The 16461-nt window shown below is 37.6% G+C and carries 16 protein-coding genes and 1 pseudogene; 1 reads left to right on the forward strand and 16 read right to left on the reverse strand.

Annotation, left to right across the window (positions count from 1 at the left end; all coding sequences use genetic code 11):
• Positions 1 to 123: 123 nt before the first annotated feature.
• The 3 genes from Q7674_RS00820 to Q7674_RS00830 form a co-directional block, all read right to left on the reverse strand.
• Positions 124 to 861, reverse strand: a complete 738-nt coding sequence (locus Q7674_RS00820) for a ribonuclease T2 family protein (protein WP_023934923.1) — start codon at positions 859 to 861, stop codon at positions 124 to 126.
• A gap of 95 nt (positions 862 to 956) precedes the next feature.
• Positions 957 to 1436 (reverse strand): COG4315 family predicted lipoprotein, encoded by a 480-nt coding sequence (locus Q7674_RS00825; RefSeq protein ID WP_305422253.1) that lies wholly within the window; start codon positions 1434 to 1436, stop codon positions 957 to 959.
• Positions 1437 to 1662: 226 nt separating this feature from the next.
• Positions 1663 to 2883 (reverse strand): hypothetical protein, encoded by a 1221-nt coding sequence (locus Q7674_RS00830; RefSeq protein ID WP_305422255.1) that lies wholly within the window; start codon positions 2881 to 2883, stop codon positions 1663 to 1665.
• 419 nt (positions 2884 to 3302) lie between these two features.
• On the opposite strand from Q7674_RS00830, the gene Q7674_RS00835 reads away from it, so the two are divergent.
• Positions 3303 to 4055, forward strand: a complete 753-nt coding sequence (locus tag Q7674_RS00835; protein ID WP_045065783.1) for an HAD-IA family hydrolase — start codon at positions 3303 to 3305, stop codon at positions 4053 to 4055.
• 60 nt (positions 4056 to 4115) lie between these two features.
• On the opposite strand, the gene Q7674_RS00840 is transcribed toward Q7674_RS00835, so the two are convergent.
• The 13 genes and pseudogenes from Q7674_RS00840 to luxD form a co-directional block, all read right to left on the reverse strand.
• Positions 4116 to 4901: a PhzF family phenazine biosynthesis protein gene (locus Q7674_RS00840; RefSeq protein ID WP_045065781.1), complete on the reverse strand. Its 786-nt coding sequence runs from the start codon at positions 4899 to 4901 to the stop codon at positions 4116 to 4118.
• Positions 4902 to 4924: 23 nt separating this feature from the next.
• Complete coding sequence (locus Q7674_RS00845; RefSeq protein ID WP_008988600.1) at positions 4925 to 5383, reverse strand: MarR family winged helix-turn-helix transcriptional regulator; 459 nt, start codon at positions 5381 to 5383, stop codon at positions 4925 to 4927.
• Complete coding sequence (locus Q7674_RS00850) at positions 5364 to 6359, reverse strand: DUF2955 domain-containing protein (RefSeq protein ID WP_008988601.1); 996 nt, start codon at positions 6357 to 6359, stop codon at positions 5364 to 5366. Before Q7674_RS00850 ends, Q7674_RS00845 begins: the two co-directional genes overlap by 20 nt.
• Before the next feature lie 24 nt (positions 6360 to 6383).
• Positions 6384 to 7433 carry an HlyD family secretion protein gene (locus tag Q7674_RS00855; protein ID WP_045065780.1) on the reverse strand — a complete coding sequence of 350 codons (1050 nt, stop codon included), beginning with the start codon at positions 7431 to 7433 and terminating at the stop codon, positions 6384 to 6386.
• 836 nt (positions 7434 to 8269) lie between these two features.
• Positions 8270 to 8863 carry a GTP cyclohydrolase II gene (locus Q7674_RS00860; protein ID WP_023934913.1) on the reverse strand — a complete coding sequence of 198 codons (594 nt, stop codon included), beginning with the start codon at positions 8861 to 8863 and terminating at the stop codon, positions 8270 to 8272.
• 88 nt (positions 8864 to 8951) lie between these two features.
• Entirely contained in the window at positions 8952 to 9422 is a 471-nt protein-coding gene (ribH, locus tag Q7674_RS00865) for a 6,7-dimethyl-8-ribityllumazine synthase (protein WP_045065778.1), read from the reverse strand.
• Between the two features lie 57 nt (positions 9423 to 9479).
• The gene (ribBA, locus tag Q7674_RS00870) at positions 9480 to 10574 is read right to left on the reverse strand and encodes a bifunctional 3,4-dihydroxy-2-butanone-4-phosphate synthase/GTP cyclohydrolase II (RefSeq protein ID WP_045065777.1); all 1095 of its coding nucleotides are present in this window, start codon (positions 10572 to 10574) and stop codon (positions 9480 to 9482) included.
• Positions 10575 to 10605: 31 nt separating this feature from the next.
• Positions 10606 to 11265, reverse strand: coding sequence for a riboflavin synthase (locus tag Q7674_RS00875; RefSeq protein ID WP_023934909.1), 660 nt, complete (start codon positions 11263 to 11265; stop codon positions 10606 to 10608).
• 108 nt (positions 11266 to 11373) lie between these two features.
• Positions 11374 to 12078, reverse strand: a complete 705-nt coding sequence (gene luxG, locus Q7674_RS00880) for a flavin mononucleotide reductase LuxG (protein WP_023934908.1) — start codon at positions 12076 to 12078, stop codon at positions 11374 to 11376.
• A 15-nt stretch (positions 12079 to 12093) separates the two neighbouring features.
• A pseudogene (luxE, locus tag Q7674_RS00885) lies at positions 12094 to 13215 on the reverse strand (long-chain-fatty-acid--protein ligase LuxE).
• A 164-nt stretch (positions 13216 to 13379) separates the two neighbouring features.
• The gene (gene luxB / locus Q7674_RS00890) at positions 13380 to 14360 is read right to left on the reverse strand and encodes a luciferase subunit beta (RefSeq protein WP_023934906.1); all 981 of its coding nucleotides are present in this window, start codon (positions 14358 to 14360) and stop codon (positions 13380 to 13382) included.
• Positions 14361 to 14406: 46 nt separating this feature from the next.
• The gene (luxA, locus tag Q7674_RS00895; protein WP_023934905.1) at positions 14407 to 15471 is read right to left on the reverse strand and encodes a luciferase subunit alpha; all 1065 of its coding nucleotides are present in this window, start codon (positions 15469 to 15471) and stop codon (positions 14407 to 14409) included.
• A 37-nt stretch (positions 15472 to 15508) separates the two neighbouring features.
• A complete protein-coding gene (luxD, locus tag Q7674_RS00900; RefSeq protein WP_045065774.1) occupies positions 15509 to 16456 on the reverse strand; it encodes a fatty acid reductase transferase subunit LuxD in 948 nt (315 codons plus the stop codon).
• Between the last annotated feature and the right edge of the window lie 5 nt (positions 16457 to 16461).

Consider the following 16461-nt stretch of genomic DNA (forward strand, 5'->3'; position numbering starts at 1 on the left):
TAATAGCAATGGTAAAAAATAGTAGAGCTATAAAGTTTTTTATAATATGTAGCATAATTAGAAATTCTTATAGAGGTTGAATAAAAAGTATTTTTCGTGATGCCGTAGATATGCATCGTACTCTTAGTATTCCTTTTTCGTTAACCAGCTCAAAAAGACCATTCCGTTACATTTATCCCCAATTTGAGTATTGACTTGGTTATGGGGTTCACCTGTGCGATTAAAAAAGAAGTTAACTTCAAATAAGTAGTTTTCGTCTTGTATTTTTTTACATCGTAAGGATACGTTATTAGGTAGAAGTGAATATATGCGACTCACATTAATAGGCGATAATTTATTTTCTTCTATTAGGTTTTTTAATTTTATTATATGGGGAGATATTTTAGGTAAATAGGTATTTGCTTGTGCAAAATATTCTTTTTGATTCAGCCCCGAGCATGTTCCATGTTTTTTCCATTCATGAGACCAAAGTGCGACGCTATTGGGGTAGGCGCGTTGCATCGCTGGATCTTCTTTAAGGTATGAAATTGTTTCTGTTGAAATCTTACAATCTTTAGAAAATGAACATCCTTTGGAATGGTAGCAATGAGATGGATGATAATTTAATACCTTATCATTATCATTGCTGGCTATGTAATAAGGCCAGATACCATGTAGCTTAAATTCATTACTACAAATTTCATTATTACTTACATTATTCGCATGACAGAATGTAGGCATCCAAGTCATTGCTACTACATTGGTGTCGAAACGTCCGCTAGGGGCATGCTCGACAGATACTTCCCATGGGTCGGCTGCATGGGAAGATTGTGCAAAGAGAAAAATAAACGTAACCAAGAATGAATTAATAAGATTGAACACTGGTAAATCTCCATGAATTATTTCTTAGTTGAAAACATATGAAGTAATAATAGGTTGCCTATGGCAACCTATTATCTTATTCATATTTAAATAATTTATTTGTTTAACCCATCAAACATAACAGGTTTTTGCCCCTGAACGATTAATGACCAAGCATTTTGAACGCCATCATAGGTAAAATTCTTTGTGCTGCTGTCTTTAAACCAATAATAAACAGGAAGATCAAAATATGTTAACTGTAACATTTTAATATCTTCATTATAGACGGCGCCAAAATTACTATCGGAAGCCATAATATCTTCTATATTTTCTTGACTAACGACAGCTGCTGGCCAGCGAGCTAAACATGAGCCCAGAGGCCCCTGATCTTCTAATGTCGTGCATTGAGGTTTGGTTGGTGAATTAAGATCTTTTTTGAATGTATAGAGCCCTAACTTTTTATGTCCAACTAAAAGATTACCTCTGTCTGTAGATTCAAAAACGGGATTAGTTTCAAAGTATAATTCATTCGCTAAACTGTTTACGGATGTAATCATTAACAATGAACCTAAAGAAAAAATAATTTTATTCATCATATGACTTTACCTTTCTAAGATTTAATATTTTTATGTTGTAGTCAGACTCAAATATGAAGAATGACTGACACAAGACCGTCTAACGTCCTATCCTGTTGCAGTTCAATATGTAAAAATTTGTTTCAATCAGAAAGAATTCATCTTTTATTTATAAGTAAGGGCACTCATAACAAGATTACGCCATTGTACTTTTGTTAATTGGTTTTATTCGAATGCAGCTCTGCTGTTATTTGATACTTGAATCTATGACTCTTTTTATTTCATCTCCGGCATACTTGTCCATAGAAAACCTTTCTTCAGTATTTCGCCCTGGAATTTGGCCAAACTCGTCGCTAGGAATGAAGTAACCATAAGAGGCATTGGACAATCCAATGAATAAATGATATTTACCGCGCATGTTATATTTAATTGGTAATCCTAATCGTGTTAAGGCTTCGCCAGGAAAGGTTAATAAACTGGTGTATCTACCAATCTGTACATATTTCAAATCAACACTAATTTGGTTTTTATCATCTAAATTAATATCTAGTGCGCCACTCTGTTGTAATTGAAGTATGGCGGTATTACTAACAGGGTGGGTGAATGTAATGGTCGATACGTTGAGTGTTCCCATTACTCTTTGTTTTGCTTTTTCCGATTCAAGAATGGTATTTGCAACAAGCTTTCCAATTTCGTTGGCTTTCTCTATCGTTCTTTCTGTTGTGCTAAATTGTGCATCACCTAAGATACCATTGACAAAGATAACCATACCGCCTCGTTCACGCTCAATATTAGTTCTTAAGCTATCAATGTAGTCACTACTATATTGAATGTTATTGCCATCCAATATAGTCGGATGAGCGCTTAAGTTAACAAGTGTTGCTATCGGTTGATCGGTTTTTCGATTATCAAAAAACAGTGTCGTGACACTATCATCGACGATACCCCAGCCTCTACGATTGGAAACCGGAACTTGTGTTTGTGCGGCAAATATTTTTACGCCTTGAGCGGTTGATTGTGCTTGGATAATCGCTCTTGCTGCTATATCAACAATTCGGTTGCGATATTCAATGCCTATACCTCCCCATATCCCTTGGTAATCAAGTCCGGCGTGGGTATGTGTCGCAGCAATTACCAGATTATCTACATCTACTTTGTTCGTAAGCATGCTTACGCGTTGTCTAATATCGTTAATAAGGGCGTCACCAACCCCTGTTGTATCAAAAACTATCAATGAAAATTGAGTATCGTTATTCGCCATATAAAGTGCGCGTAAAGAAAGATAATCATGCGCATCTGTTATGTCACATCGAGGGTTTGTTAAGGGTAAACTATACCCCCCCATACAGCTTGTAGAGCGTTCAGATACTGTGGGGGTTATATTTTCTTTCCATACTCCGATTTTTAATGCCGCGAATGCCAATTGTGGTGTGCAAAGAAGAACAAAGATAAAACTAAGTGTTTTCATCGAACTTTCTCATATGAATAAAAAGAGAGGGATTAAATGCTCTTGATAAGAGCCTCCTGATAATGACAGAGGTGAGTAATTTGATGCCTAGTTACAATATGGTCGATCTTACTTCTCCTTTAACCATTTGTAGGATGTATGTTGGTTCATGGTTAAGAATAATGGTTATTATTTTTATTTATGCCAGTATTATTAGCTGATTATGTGACTTAGGTATTTTTTAGGGTGCTATCTGGTGTACTGAATTTAGAAAAGTGCCTTATGAATGACAACAAGGTAGGTAGCACAGCACAGAGTGGTTAGATTAGATCTGTTATGTAGATGATTAATTCTTAGCAAAAGTCTGTGTATAGATGCATCAATGAGTGCCGATTTTTCGTAACTGTTTGTTATTTAATATTTAAATAAAAAGAGGTGTTATGCGTATTTATAGTCAATTAATGCCAATTCGCGCCCTGACTTTCGATCTTGATGATACGTTATATGATAATCGTCCAGTCATTTCGCGTGTTGAACAAGCCGTGATTTTATGGTTATCAAAGATCTTGCCATCACACTTAACGCTTGATGTTTATTCGTGGCTGAAGCTACAACAGCAACTAGCGACGATTGATCCTATGTTAAAGCATAATGGTAGAGAGTGGCGGCGCAAGACGCTGAAGATCGGTTTGATGCAATTAGGCTTTCGTTTAAATGAAGCCAAGGTATTAGCTCAACAGGGGCTAGATGTGGCGACTAAAATACGCAATCAAATCGATATACCAGATGAAACCCATATTGTACTAAAAGAGCTAAGTGCACATTTTCCTCTGATAGGTTTAACCAACGGTGATGTGGATGTAGATAAAATTGGATTATCGCAATATTTTGTTGAGGTCTATTACGCAGGGCGTGATGGCTTATCTAAGCCAGAGCCTGATTTATTCAACTTAGCGAAACAAAAATTCCAGTTGCCCGCTGAGAATATTCTCCATGTTGGCGATCATTTGAAAGCAGATGTTCATGGCGCAAAGCAATGTGGTTTTCAAGCTTGTTGGTTTAACGATCAAAAACAACAAATTCCACAAGAGCCGAAAGCGAATACTATGCCTGATGTAGAAATTACGCAGCTATCGCAATTACTTGAAATGGTCGGTATTGAGCGGTCGACGGACATTAAGGCGTATTCATAATATTTATAAACAAGGAGAGCATGGTTAGCTCTCCTTGTTCATATTAGGAATTTAATAGGCTTATAAGTAAACCTTGCCACGTAGATACAACACCGCGGATCCAGAAATAATAATCCGATCATCTTCGATCATTTTACAGTGTAAAACGCCACCACGTTGTGAAGCTTGGTAAGCGGTTAATTCACGTTTATCGAGCTGCTGTGCCCAATACGGAGCAAGTGCAGTATGAATAGATCCGGTTACAGGATCTTCATAACCACCATTAGCAGGCCAGAAATAACGAGATACAAAATCGTATTGTGACGATTGTGCGGTAACTACAATATCGTGAGGCGCTAACTGTTTAAGTTGTTCTGCATCACAGACAATATCGTGTACTGCTTGTTCATTGGGGAGCACTGCAATGTAGGCTTGGCGGTTTTTTAGCACCTTGATAGGCGTAATAGATAATCCCTTGAGTAAGGTGGCTGGTGGTTCAACTTCTTCACCGGGCTGGCAAGGAAAATTCATTTCAATATTGCCATTGGTGGCTTGTTTTACTGTCAGTGTACCGACTTGCTCTGTGGTAAAGGTGATCTCGCCTTTAAGCTGATAAAACTGATACAGAACAAAGGCAGAAGCAAGCGTAGCATGACCACAAAAGTCAATTTCAGTGAGAGGAGAAAACCAACGTATTGCATAGGTGTTATCGCCCGTTGGTTTAATAAAAGCTGTTTCAGACAGATTATTTTCAGCAGCAATACGCTGCATTAATGAGGCATCTGGAAATGTAGTAACTGGCATGATTGCCGCAGAGTTACCTTTGAAATGTTGGTCGGTAAAAGCATCAATAACGAAAATATCCATATCGTATTTGTCCCTGAAATTGTTCACGAATTGACGAGTATATCGTGGCGAATTAATTTTTTGTTTAGTTTGGATAAAAGATCGCGCTCTTCATCGCTTAATGGGGCGAAGAAATCGTGATTGATATTGGTGATACATTGCGTTGCCTTTTGTGCGATGTCTTGACCTTTTTCAGTGATCACCAGATAGCGTGCTTTCTTATTTTGCTCTGATTTCTTTACGGTAATTAACTCACGTTTAATGCAGTTATCGATTAAGCGTTTGGTGACTGAGCGTTCACGATGGAGCGCATCGGATACCGCTTGTTGCGGCACTTCACCTAAATGACTCAGTACACGCAATGCGCCTAACATTTCTAACGTAATATCAAATTCAGTGGCTAACGCAGAAGTGGCAAGGCTGCGAAACTGTTTGTAAGCCAGACCCATAGTAAAAGACAGGCTTTCATTGAGTGCAGGAATATCAGTGTAATTCTGTGACATAACGTTGCTTCGTTGTAGTAAGAAAATAAAACAGTGCCAATATACCTAAAGTGCAGCTAAGTTCCCATCCACGAAGGAAAGTGTTGCTTAATCCTAACTCACTGTTCGACATATAAAGTTGAATGGGCAACATGGTTGCTAACAATATATCGGCGTGTAGCTCTTGGTGTGGGCCTTGATCATGATAAATTTTATGGGTAATGGCATAGATAAGTGCAAATAGCCCTAAGCCGTAAAGAATAAAGTTACTTTGATAGCCCGCGATAAGTAGCATAAATACTGCAGCAATAGCACATCCGCCCACTTGGGTAACAAAGCGTGATTTCACTACGTTTAAATAGGCCTTTCGGCTCGTTTGTGTGGCCGCTGCAATCACAGGCACCATACAAAATGCACCAGAGACAAGATCGACAATCATTAGAAAGCCAAGACCCAAGCCAATTAAGCTGACTGATATTAAACGCTGTTTAGCGGTAACGGGTGTCGATTTTGGCTTGCCAAACCCAGCCTTTGGTTTAGGTGGCAATAGCCATAAAAACAGTTTGGTAACGCAGATACTCACCACTATCGCGAGTCCCACTTCGTGTAAACGCTGCGGCATATCCATAGTGGTATGTAGCGCAAAGACAACATTTAATATCCAGTTAATGGTTGGCATAAACAGTGCGCCTACTTTGGCTGGAGAATCTGCCCGTTTTCTTAGTTGATCGAAGAGCACAATACTGATCGTCCAAATAATGAAAGGGTGATCACTAAAAACTTCAGACACGAAAACCGCACAATAAGCTGATAGCAAGACTATGGCGAATGTTTTGCTTAACCCTTTCCAACTGTAATCTTTTACTTTTGTGGCGATGATGATCGGAAATAAAGCAAAGTACACATGTGAATTTACATGGAATAGTTTCCCGAACATCATACAGATACACACAATTAAGCTAGTGCGTAGTGCATCTGTACTGATGAATTGTTTCATATTTCACTTACCAGTTATTGTCGCTTAGTAGATGTAGCGGAATAGGGCAATCACATGGATCCAAGCGCTGCTGATCACATCCAAAATAGGATTACCATTGAGCACGATAACACTCGCGCGTGAACCTGAAATCACATCTTGTTGTGGTACGTTAACGGCAATACGAGTGCGGATTTTTTGTTGTTCGCGGATCCAACGTGAATCGTTACTAACCGTTGATAACTGTGTTAATGGGTTGCTAGCATCAAACACCGCACGATCTTGGTTTTCTATTTCACCTTCAAATACACGTCCTGGTTGGGAATCAAAACTGATCAATACATGATTATCGGGCTGTAAATGCGCAATGCCTTTTTCGTTAAAATCAGCGCTTAGCCAGCTGTTATTTTCATTTACAAGAAAAAGAATAGGGGTGCCTTTATTCACATAAGTCCCTGCATCTAATTGTAAATTACTCACTGTGCCTGCTGTTTTTGCCACAACCGTAGTATTGGATAAATCCCATTCAGCACGCGCTAATTTGGCTTGTGCTAGTTCAACGGCTGCGGTGTTTTTCTTACCTGATAGTGTTGCTTTAATTTTAAGTACATCCGCCTGCGCTGCTGAAATGGCGCTTTTTGCTACATCTGCAGCACTGATTGCATCATCTAACTCTTGGTGAGTAGTTAACCCCTTACGACTTAAGGTTTGATAGCGAACCAATTTATTTTGCGCATTTTTCCATAAGGTTTTTTTCTGTAATACCACTTGCTCTGCTGCTGCAAGCTGCTGCCATGTACCAGCATTGGCTTCTTTGGCTTGCTGTAATTCCGCTTTTGCTTGCTCAACGGCAATTTGATAAGGCTTAGCATCAATAGAAAATAAAGGCTGATTGGCGCTAACGTATTGACCATTAATGACATCGACATGAGTAATGTTGCCAGAGACTTCAGGGGCAATATTGACTACAGATTTATACAAGGTGGCTTGTGTGGTAAATGGCGATACGTTATCTGCAATTAATAAAAATGCAGAGAAGGCAAGTGCAAAACCGATGACGCTATATAGCATGATAGCGTAAATGTTTTTCTTCATTATTGTTACCTATACAACAAAATATGGAGTGATGATATTCTCACTTTGTTGTATCTGCAACATAAATCTTAAAATTAGTACCGGATAATAGATCAATAGCATCGACGTTATTGCGATCAAGAGAAATAAACGGCGATAAAAACCGCACTTAACTAGATGAAAATAATACTTTTGTTAGAAACTTCTGATTTTTTAGGTGATAAATTTGCCTATTTGGCGATTATCTACCATATTTAATTTAACCTGTATTGAGATAGTTACTCGAGCTTACGGAGGAATGAAGCTGTTTTCATAGACTCACGGGTACAGGTATCAGTGATTATTAATAGACCTCTTTGACCCGTTGTTAGTAATCACTCAGTTGCATCGCGCAACATGTGAAAAGTAGACAAAGCAACACAGTAAAAAGCTACATCGTAAGAGCTACGCATGTAAAAGCTTCTAAGTGAAAGCTTAGTTGTTAACAATTTGGTAAGTGACACCTTTTAAAAATTTGCTTCTTCGCCAATAAATAGCGGTTCGAACCTACTATGTCGAACACGGCAAGCTCAACGTAATGAGTGGCGAAGCGTAACAATATTAGTGTGCCGAGTAAGTACACTAATAGCAACACCAAGCCGCACTGCAATAGTGCGGCTTTTTACGTTTTAAGGACGTATTTATATTTTTGAAAATAGTCGAGATTATTACGCATTTCTATTGAAAAACTTAATATATTGAAAAATAAAGATAATATTGTGTTATCCACAAATTTAGTGGGTAACTCTTATCGTATATAATTACTGTTAGCTTATTTTTTAAACACGAGACATAACAATATTAGCAATATGTTGTGCTTATATCGCTAAGTTGTGTTTTCCGTACAGGCTTTTGGCGGCTAAATAATCTCTATTATCTTCTTTGATGTGGGCTTGGGTTGCAATTACCTCAACAATGTCAATGCCATATTCAATTAAATCTTTGATTTTTTTGGGGTTGTTAGTGACTAAGCGGATTCGCTTTATCTTTAAAGCCGTTAATGCTTGTGCTGCCTCGTTAAAATCTCGAAGATCATTATCAAAACCTAAACGATTGTTTGCTTCATAAGTATTCATTCCTTGGCTTTGCAGTTGATAAGCATCAATTTTATTATAGAGTCCGATACCACGCCCTTCTTGGCGAAGATAAAGAATAATGCCTCCTTGTTGTTGCATCTTTACTATTGTCTCATTTAGCTGTTCACCACAGTCACATCTTGATGAGCGAAAGACATCACCAGTCAAACATTCTGAGTGAAGGCGAACTAGAGGAGCACTTGTCGTATCAGCATTATTAAAGATGATTGCTACATGCTCTTTACCTGATGTAAAGCCATTAAATGAGAGAAGCTCCGCTGGGATATGACTATCTTGCCCGATCTTAAATGATACTCTGGCTCTTACCGTTACCATAATCTTTCTAGCTCTTTCTATTATTGATATATAGCTATGACGATGTGAATCATCATAGCTGTAAGTAACCGCAGGTGATGAAAAAGAATCAGGGTGTTATTTCAATAAGCACATTGATCATCTCTAGAGCACTTAATGCCGCTTCTTCACCCTTGTTTCCCATTTTTGTTCCTGCACGTTCAATAGCTTGTTCAATAGAATCAACGGTGAGTACACCAAAAGCCACGGGTGTCTGGTATTCAAGCGCAACTTGTGCCAAGCCTTTATTGCACTCACCTGCAACAAAATCAAAATGTGGTGTCCCACCACGGATCACTGCTCCAATTGCGATTATCGCATCGTAATTACCTTGCTTCGCTATTTGCTGTGCAGCTAAAGGTAATTCATAGGCACCTGGACAGCGAATAACCGTAATATTTTCTGCTTTAACTTGCCCTTTACGTTGCAGGGCATTAATAGCACCGGATAAAAGGTTTTCATTAATGAAGCTGTTAAAGCGAGCTATGACAATAGCGATGCGAGCATGAGGTGCAGTCAACCCCCCTTCAATAATTTTCATGATATTCCTTATGTCGTTGCGTTAAGAGAAGTAAAGCAAACTAATGTTGAGTTTTAATTAGTCATAAATATATTCGACAACTTCAAGACCGAACCCTGATAAAGCTCGATAACCCTGATTACTATTTGATAATAAACGTATTTTTTTAACACCGAGATCAGCTAAAATTTGCGATCCTAAACCAATATTACGTGACTGAACGATTCCAGAATGGGGACTATTTGGCTGTTCTTTTGCATACATATCGAGCTTCTCAAATAGTGTTTTTGGTGACTCTTGCTGGCTAATGATCACCAATACACCATCTTCTGTTTGAATACGTTGCATAGCTGCTTCTAGTGACCATTGTGATAAGCCGACTTGTAAAATATCTTTAAGTGTATCTTTTACGTGAACACGCACTAGTGTTGCTGCTTTAGCTTGAATTTCACCTTTACATAATGCAAAGTGCGCCTGATTGTCTATGGTATCGCGATATGTCACTAACGTGAAAATCCCATATTCAGTATTCAGTTCATATTCAGAGATTCGTTCAATATGACTTTCTTGTTGAGTACGATATTCAATAAGGTCCGCAATGGTCCCAAGCTTCAAACCATGCTTTTCCGCAAATATCTCAAGTTGTGGTCGTCGTGCCATCGAACCATCTTCATTAAGTATTTCGACAATAACACTAGATGGCTCTAGCCCTGCTAATCTAGCAACATCACATCCAGCTTCAGTGTGGCCTGCACGAATTAGTACACCGCCATCTTGTGCCATAAGTGGAAAAATATGCCCAGGCATAACAATATCAGTAGATTTTGCATTTGGTGCGACTGCTGCAAGTACCGTCTTTGCTCTATCAGAAGCCGAAATACCTGTTGTCACATCATTCGCAGCTTCTATTGATATAGTAAAAGGTGTAGAGAAATTATCATTATTTCCTTGCACCATTAGGGGTAAATTTAGTGTTTTGCAGCGAGCTTTACTTAACGTTAAACAAATTAATCCACGGCCATGGGTTGCCATAAAATTAATAGCTTCAGGCGTAACCATTTCTGAAGCAATAATTAAATCGCCTTCATTTTCTCGACTCTCGTCGTCCATAAGAATAACCATTCTACCTTGACGGATATCGTCAATGATCTCTTTAGCACTACTCAAAGCCATAACATGTCCTTATTTATCAAATTTACATGTGTTATGAAATAAAGCCGTATCTTTCTAATAAATCCATAGAAACGTTTGATGTTTTTTCTGATTCGTATCTATCTACTTTAATTAATTTTTCAAGATAGCGAGCCATCATATCTATTTCTACATTTACCTTTTTATCAATATTAATATTAACAAGGTTAGTTTCAGCCAGTGTGTGAGGGACAATGGTTAATTTTATTACATTCTGATAGACGGCATTAATCGTTAAACTAATGCCATCAATCGTTACTGAACCTTTTTCTGATAAGTATTTTTTTAATTGGACAGGTACCGCGACCCATATATTAATCGCGCGCCCATTTCGTTTAAACTCTATAACTTCCCCTACACCATCAACGTGACCTGAAACAAGATGTCCGCCTAGCCGAGTTGTTGGTAACATGGCTTTTTCCAGATTAACTTCTTGCCCTATACGATAACTATGAAACGCAGTACGCTTATATGTTTCTAAGGAAAGATCAGCGGTATAACCTGACGGTAGTAATTTAGATACTGTTAAACAAACGCCATTAGTTGCAATGCTATCACCAATATTAACATCTGAGATATCAAGGTTATTAGTATTAACAACGATTGATAAATCTTCATTATGACGTATGATTGCGCCTATATTACCTATAGACTCTATTATTCCTGTAAACATAATATCCCTATAAATAGAACTATCTATTGGGTACTAATTATCAGTACCCAGAATAAGTAGGTCGAAAAATTAATAACGGTTTTATTTAGAGTTAAATAATGATTTTAATTACGTATAGCTAAATGCATCAGAATACATTTTTCCTATATTCGCCTTTTTCTGTGAGATCAGAATATCTTTCGCAGTCCGGCTCATACCAAATGGCCCGCAGACATAGATATCAAAGTCAGATAAATCTGAAAAATCTTCAATAACCGCGTCAATAACATTACCAATTTTTCCCTGCCAGTCAGTATTTAAATTCTCTACCACAGGAATATAATTTATATTTCTGTATTGTGCGGCGAGTGTTTTTAGTTGTTGATCAGCATAGAGTAAATTACAGTTATTTACTCCCCAATAAAGATAGATAGGCTGAGATAACTGTTTACTAATACAACAACTTAAAATGCTATTGATATATGATAAACCTGTCCCTCCTGCTATAAGTAGTAAAGGTGATTGGCTTTCATCTCTCAGCCATGCATCACCGTGTGGTGCATCGATTGTAAATTCTTTTTGATAAATAAATGCATTAATAAAGTGCGAAATAGCTTCAATGGCGGATTCTTTTACCGAACCTCCTACATGTAATTCAAGGAGCTCATTACAAGTTGGGCAGTTAGCAATAGAAAACGGCAAATTTTTTCCATTGAGATACACAATTACATATTGACCCGCTTTAAAATCAAAGCATTTGTCAGGCTTAATAAACACTTTGTAAATATGGCTGTCAGATGCTTCGACTTTTTTAACCTTGCAATTAAAAATCATGATTAAGCCCTGCTTTTATTTCAGGCTCGTGGCCATTGAGAGTGAACATCCTTTTTGTTCTCGCGTATTTAAACGACGAACAATTTCAACCGTTGTTCCTTGGAATGGATCTGGTTCTTTTAGATGGCGAACAATACCAATATCGTCGGTAACAATAAATGTCGGGTAGCTGGTAGATGAGGCATCCATATAACTCATCAAGCCCTCTTAGCCATCTTCTACGGGCGTTAAAGTGACAGGATCAAGCGCACGAGCATATACCCACGGTGGTACATGTTTACGCTGTAGGCTGTCTTCAAAGAAACAAGTGTTTAGCTCTACTTGGTTAAAGATATCTCGAATTTGACTTTCATGGAAAAGGCTAAAAGTCTCCATCAATAGTTGATTGAAATCTTGTCGGTTTAGCGCTTCTTTTTGTTTGGTTTTCCATCCCCCACCTGTAATGATAAACATATGTGCACCAGCATTAAATTCGATATTATGCTCTTTCATGTAGTGGCATAACAAATAAATAAAATACGGAGGGCCAATTAAACAAATTCCTTTTCCTTTACGCTGAATTGCTTTTAACGCTAAGATGGTTTGTTCAAAATCGATTTCATCGTTTTCAACGGTAAATGTTGTTGGGTAAAGTAATTCAACTAAGCTCATTACATATTTAAACCAAACATTTGACGCACTGAAACGATCTGGCCCCATATTCACTAGTTCTAATTGATGCTCGTGAAATTCACCCAAGTATTTCATGCCGTAATTAACAGAACCTAGCAAGCGTTCAATACTCTGCCGATCTCGAGCTATATGACTTTTGACTCCCTTTGTACCACTACTAGTAAACCAATTTTCAATATTTGATTCATCAGCAGTATGTAATCTTGAGTACTTGAACATTGAAGTAGGAAAAACAGGAATATCGTCAATGGACTGTATATTCTCATCTACGCCTTGTATATTACAATAGTACTTATAATCTTTATTATGATTGTAATGATAATGGAAAGACTCCAAAATAAGTTCTTTCTGTATTTTTTCTTGATCTTCAAATAGTAACGTTAGCGGTGATGATGTAAAAATAATATCATCTATTTCTGTACTCACCTTAATTTCAGTTGCATCTATATTTAATAATGTTGACATGTTAACCCTTATTTAATTTATAAATGGCAGTGTAAGGATCTGCACTGCCATTAATTAATGGCAATTATTTACTGACTTAATCAAATGAAACGTTATCTGTATAAATAGTTTATATAAATGGTAGTAAGACTTAGATATATCGAAAATATCTATCCGTAATTAAATTATTTAATAAGGTTATCTTTGATTTTTTGATTAAACATATTTATAAGCTTGGTAACATCGTCTTTATTTTTCATTGATTCAAAAGAGAGTAATAAATTTTTTGAACCTGTAACTTTTACTGCGTGCATTGTTGAGTCGTAGTACTCATCCACTTTGCCGACAGCATGCTGCTCAATAAGCTCTTCTACTCTTAGCTCAATGTTGGGGTCAGTAGGGTAGGCTTCACTCACATAACTTTGTATATACTCCCTTACTTCATCTCGAGCAATACGACGATTTTCATTGATATTAACGAGCAGTGGGAATTGGTGGTCAATATTTGATACATCAATATTATTCTCTTTAGCAACAGCGAGATAACGCTGATAGTATTTTTCTTTTTCTGCTAGGCTGTCACTCCAGCGGTAAGTGAGTGGCAATCCTTTTCTTGCTGCCCATTCAACCACGCCCATGCTTGAAGCTAAAATATATTGTTTTACTTCGCTAATACAATGCGGGTTAACAGAAATACGTGGGAAGTTAAAGAAGTCATCATCTGCCTGACAATAGTTTGTCGTCAGCGCTTCATTTAAAATTTCGTAACATGCTTCGAATTGTTGCTGTTGAGAGCTACGTTTTCTCTTAAAGAAATCCATTTCGAAGTCATTGACACAGTCACTTAAGCCTAAAACGAAACGACCGTAAGACATTTGATCAAGTAAGCCCGTTTGTTCTCCGATACGTACAGGATGATGGGTGGTAATCACTTGATTTAAAGAACCAATTTCTATACGTTTAGTCAAACCAAGTAAGAAGCTAATCGCTGTCAAAGGTTCTCCGATAATGCCGTTTTTAGAAAAATGATGCTCGCTGACGAGCACTCTTTTAAAGTGGTAATCATCTTTATCCACTAATGCGACAGTATCTACCATGTTGTCTAAAACCATTTCTGAAGTCATACCTTCAGGCTGGAAATTTAGGAAAAATAACCCGAAATTCATATTTTATTCCTTATGCCTTGATATTGAATAGTTTAAAAAGAACAGCTTACTGAGGATCTTTTAAGTGTGGCGCTACTTTTTCCATAAATAGCTCCATGGATTCACGAATTTCTTGTTCAGAACCATTCGCTTCAAATCCAACAGTAATATGCTTAATTCCAGTGGCATCAATATTACTTTGAATGATCTCAATGCATCGTTCTGGCGTGCCGACAGGGTTTAATTCGTTACTGTAATCAAGTCGGCGACGAGGATCAGCCAACCCCTTCATTACCCACTCACGCCACTGAGCTTTGAGGTAATCGTAGCCACGAGTTTGGTTACTGTCGTTGAAGATGTTGGTTGCATTTTTGTAAGAGTCGTACCAATTTTCTAGGAAATTACGGCATACGCTGTCTGCTTTTTCACCGTCTTCATTTACAGAGCAAATGAAAGTTAGGATATGTTCAATGTTGTTAATGTCATGACCATGCTCTGCCGCAACTTCATTGTACAATTCCATTTGTGAGACTTTCTCACTGACCGGAATAATCCAACTTAACACCATTGGTAAACCACGTTCAGCTAAATAAGTGATGGTCTCGGATGATTCGGCTGTCATGCAGGTGGGTTGTTTTTTGCTGTAAGCTTCTGGATAAACATTGACATCTGGGAACTCTACTACTTCACCGTCAGTATGTAGCACACCTGTTTTTGATGCATCCAAGATCATAGAGTAGAAATTTTCTGCGGTCTTACGAGAATCTTCCTGTGATGTACCAAAAACACGAAAATCTTTATGGTAGAGTCCGCGAACAGTACCGTAGTTAAAGCGCCCTTTAGACAGTTGATCTAAAACGAGAAGACTTTCTACATGTCGTGCTGGGTGCTCTGTCGGTAACACTATCCCCATGGTACCGACTTGGATCCTTTTGGTTCGACCAAGAATATTGGCACAGGCAATATAAAGGTTACCTGTAATACCAAACTCAGTGAAATGGTGTTCAAGTGTATAGAAACCATCAAAGTTGAGCTCTTCTGATGCAACGCCTAAACGAATAAAGCGCTCCATTACCTCTTGATGTGATTCACCTGGTGGTTGGTATGAGAAACAGATATTACTAATTTTCATTATTTCTTCCTTTTGGCTGTACTTAGGTAAGTACTATTTAGACACTAGCCAATACGCGATCAGCTAATCTATTAATAATTTCATTTTCGATTTTATTTTTGAGGCGCCGTTCATTTACCGTAATAACTGTTAGGTCTTCAAAATTTGGTTCAATAATTTCATCAACAAGCTCTACTAATTGACGATCTAAGCTCACAGCAGCTTTCGTCATTGATTGATAGAAGTTACGAAGCACCACTAGGTTTTCGCCCAAATCATGAGATGAGCCAACGAGTGAGTAAATTTTCTTTTTGTCAGATTTAACGTTACTGACTAAATGTTTTACTTCATGTTGGCAAACCCAATCATCGCCATCTGAAGTGAAAGCAATAAATGGAATATCTAGTTCACAAATTTTATTTATTGTCGAATCTAATGAGTCCCAATTATTTTCAAAACAATCTGTCACAAAGACTTTTGAACCTAGATTGTGTCCTTCAAAAATTAAATCTTCAGGAATAGTATTTACTTCCATTTGTAGATAATCATATTTCAGTGCTTTTTCTAGCGTACTTCTTAAATTGACAACACCGACGGCGGTAATTAAAAATGACAAATCAATTTCTGCTGCCACTTCATAAGCAATTCGAGCAGAAAGACTCGAAGCAATAAGACCTATATTGTTAATATTTCGTTCTTTTAGCCAATCAATAACAGTTAGCAAACTGTGTTTACCTACTGACATCGAGAACTGTTTGATCTCTCCGCTACTAAGACCGACATGATTTAACGAATCATAACGAATAACACGAAAACCATTATTTGCTAAATATTCGGCAAGACCAGCAAAATGATCCATGCGTCGAGCAAAGCCTGAGGCGATAACGATGGTATTATTACGCTTGGTTTCTTTATTTTTCGGCTTGGTTTCCCATACTCGAATATAACGGTTATCACCAATATCAATTACGTGATCAATAGGTAATGAATGTTGTGTATTTTCCATGATAT

Origin of the sequence: Photobacterium leiognathi (assembly GCF_030685535.1) — a bacterium.
GTDB lineage: Bacteria > Pseudomonadota > Gammaproteobacteria > Enterobacterales > Vibrionaceae > Photobacterium > Photobacterium leiognathi.

Bases quoted from the DNA above. Each gene is read 5' to 3' on its own strand.
- Q7674_RS00840 (WP_045065781.1), bottom strand. From the start codon at position 4,901: ATGGATATTTTCGTTATTGATGCTTTTACCGACCAACATTTCAAAGGT.
- ribBA (WP_045065777.1), bottom strand. From the start codon at position 10,574: ATGGCTTTGAGTAGTGCTAAAGAGATCATTGACGATATCCGTCAAGGT.
- Q7674_RS00845 (WP_008988600.1), bottom strand. From the start codon at position 5,383: ATGTCACAGAATTACACTGATATTCCTGCACTCAATGAAAGCCTGTCT.
- luxG (WP_023934908.1), bottom strand. From the start codon at position 12,078: ATGATTTTTAATTGCAAGGTTAAAAAAGTCGAAGCATCTGACAGCCAT.
- ribH (WP_045065778.1), bottom strand. From the start codon at position 9,422: ATGAAAATTATTGAAGGGGGGTTGACTGCACCTCATGCTCGCATCGCT.
- luxA (WP_023934905.1), bottom strand. From the start codon at position 15,471: ATGAAAATTAGTAATATCTGTTTCTCATACCAACCACCAGGTGAATCA.
- Q7674_RS00835 (WP_045065783.1), top strand. From the start codon at position 3,303: ATGCGTATTTATAGTCAATTAATGCCAATTCGCGCCCTGACTTTCGAT.
- luxD (WP_045065774.1), bottom strand. From the start codon at position 16,456: ATGGAAAATACACAACATTCATTACCTATTGATCACGTAATTGATATT.
- Q7674_RS00850 (WP_008988601.1), bottom strand. From the start codon at position 6,359: ATGAAACAATTCATCAGTACAGATGCACTACGCACTAGCTTAATTGTG.
- Q7674_RS00875 (WP_023934909.1), bottom strand. From the start codon at position 11,265: ATGTTTACAGGAATAATAGAGTCTATAGGTAATATAGGCGCAATCATA.
- Q7674_RS00860 (WP_023934913.1), bottom strand. From the start codon at position 8,863: ATGGTAACGGTAAGAGCCAGAGTATCATTTAAGATCGGGCAAGATAGT.
- Q7674_RS00855 (WP_045065780.1), bottom strand. From the start codon at position 7,433: ATGAAGAAAAACATTTACGCTATCATGCTATATAGCGTCATCGGTTTT.
- luxB (WP_023934906.1), bottom strand. From the start codon at position 14,360: ATGAATTTCGGGTTATTTTTCCTAAATTTCCAGCCTGAAGGTATGACT.
- Q7674_RS00830 (WP_305422255.1), bottom strand. From the start codon at position 2,883: ATGAAAACACTTAGTTTTATCTTTGTTCTTCTTTGCACACCACAATTG.
- Q7674_RS00825 (WP_305422253.1), bottom strand. From the start codon at position 1,436: ATGATGAATAAAATTATTTTTTCTTTAGGTTCATTGTTAATGATTACA.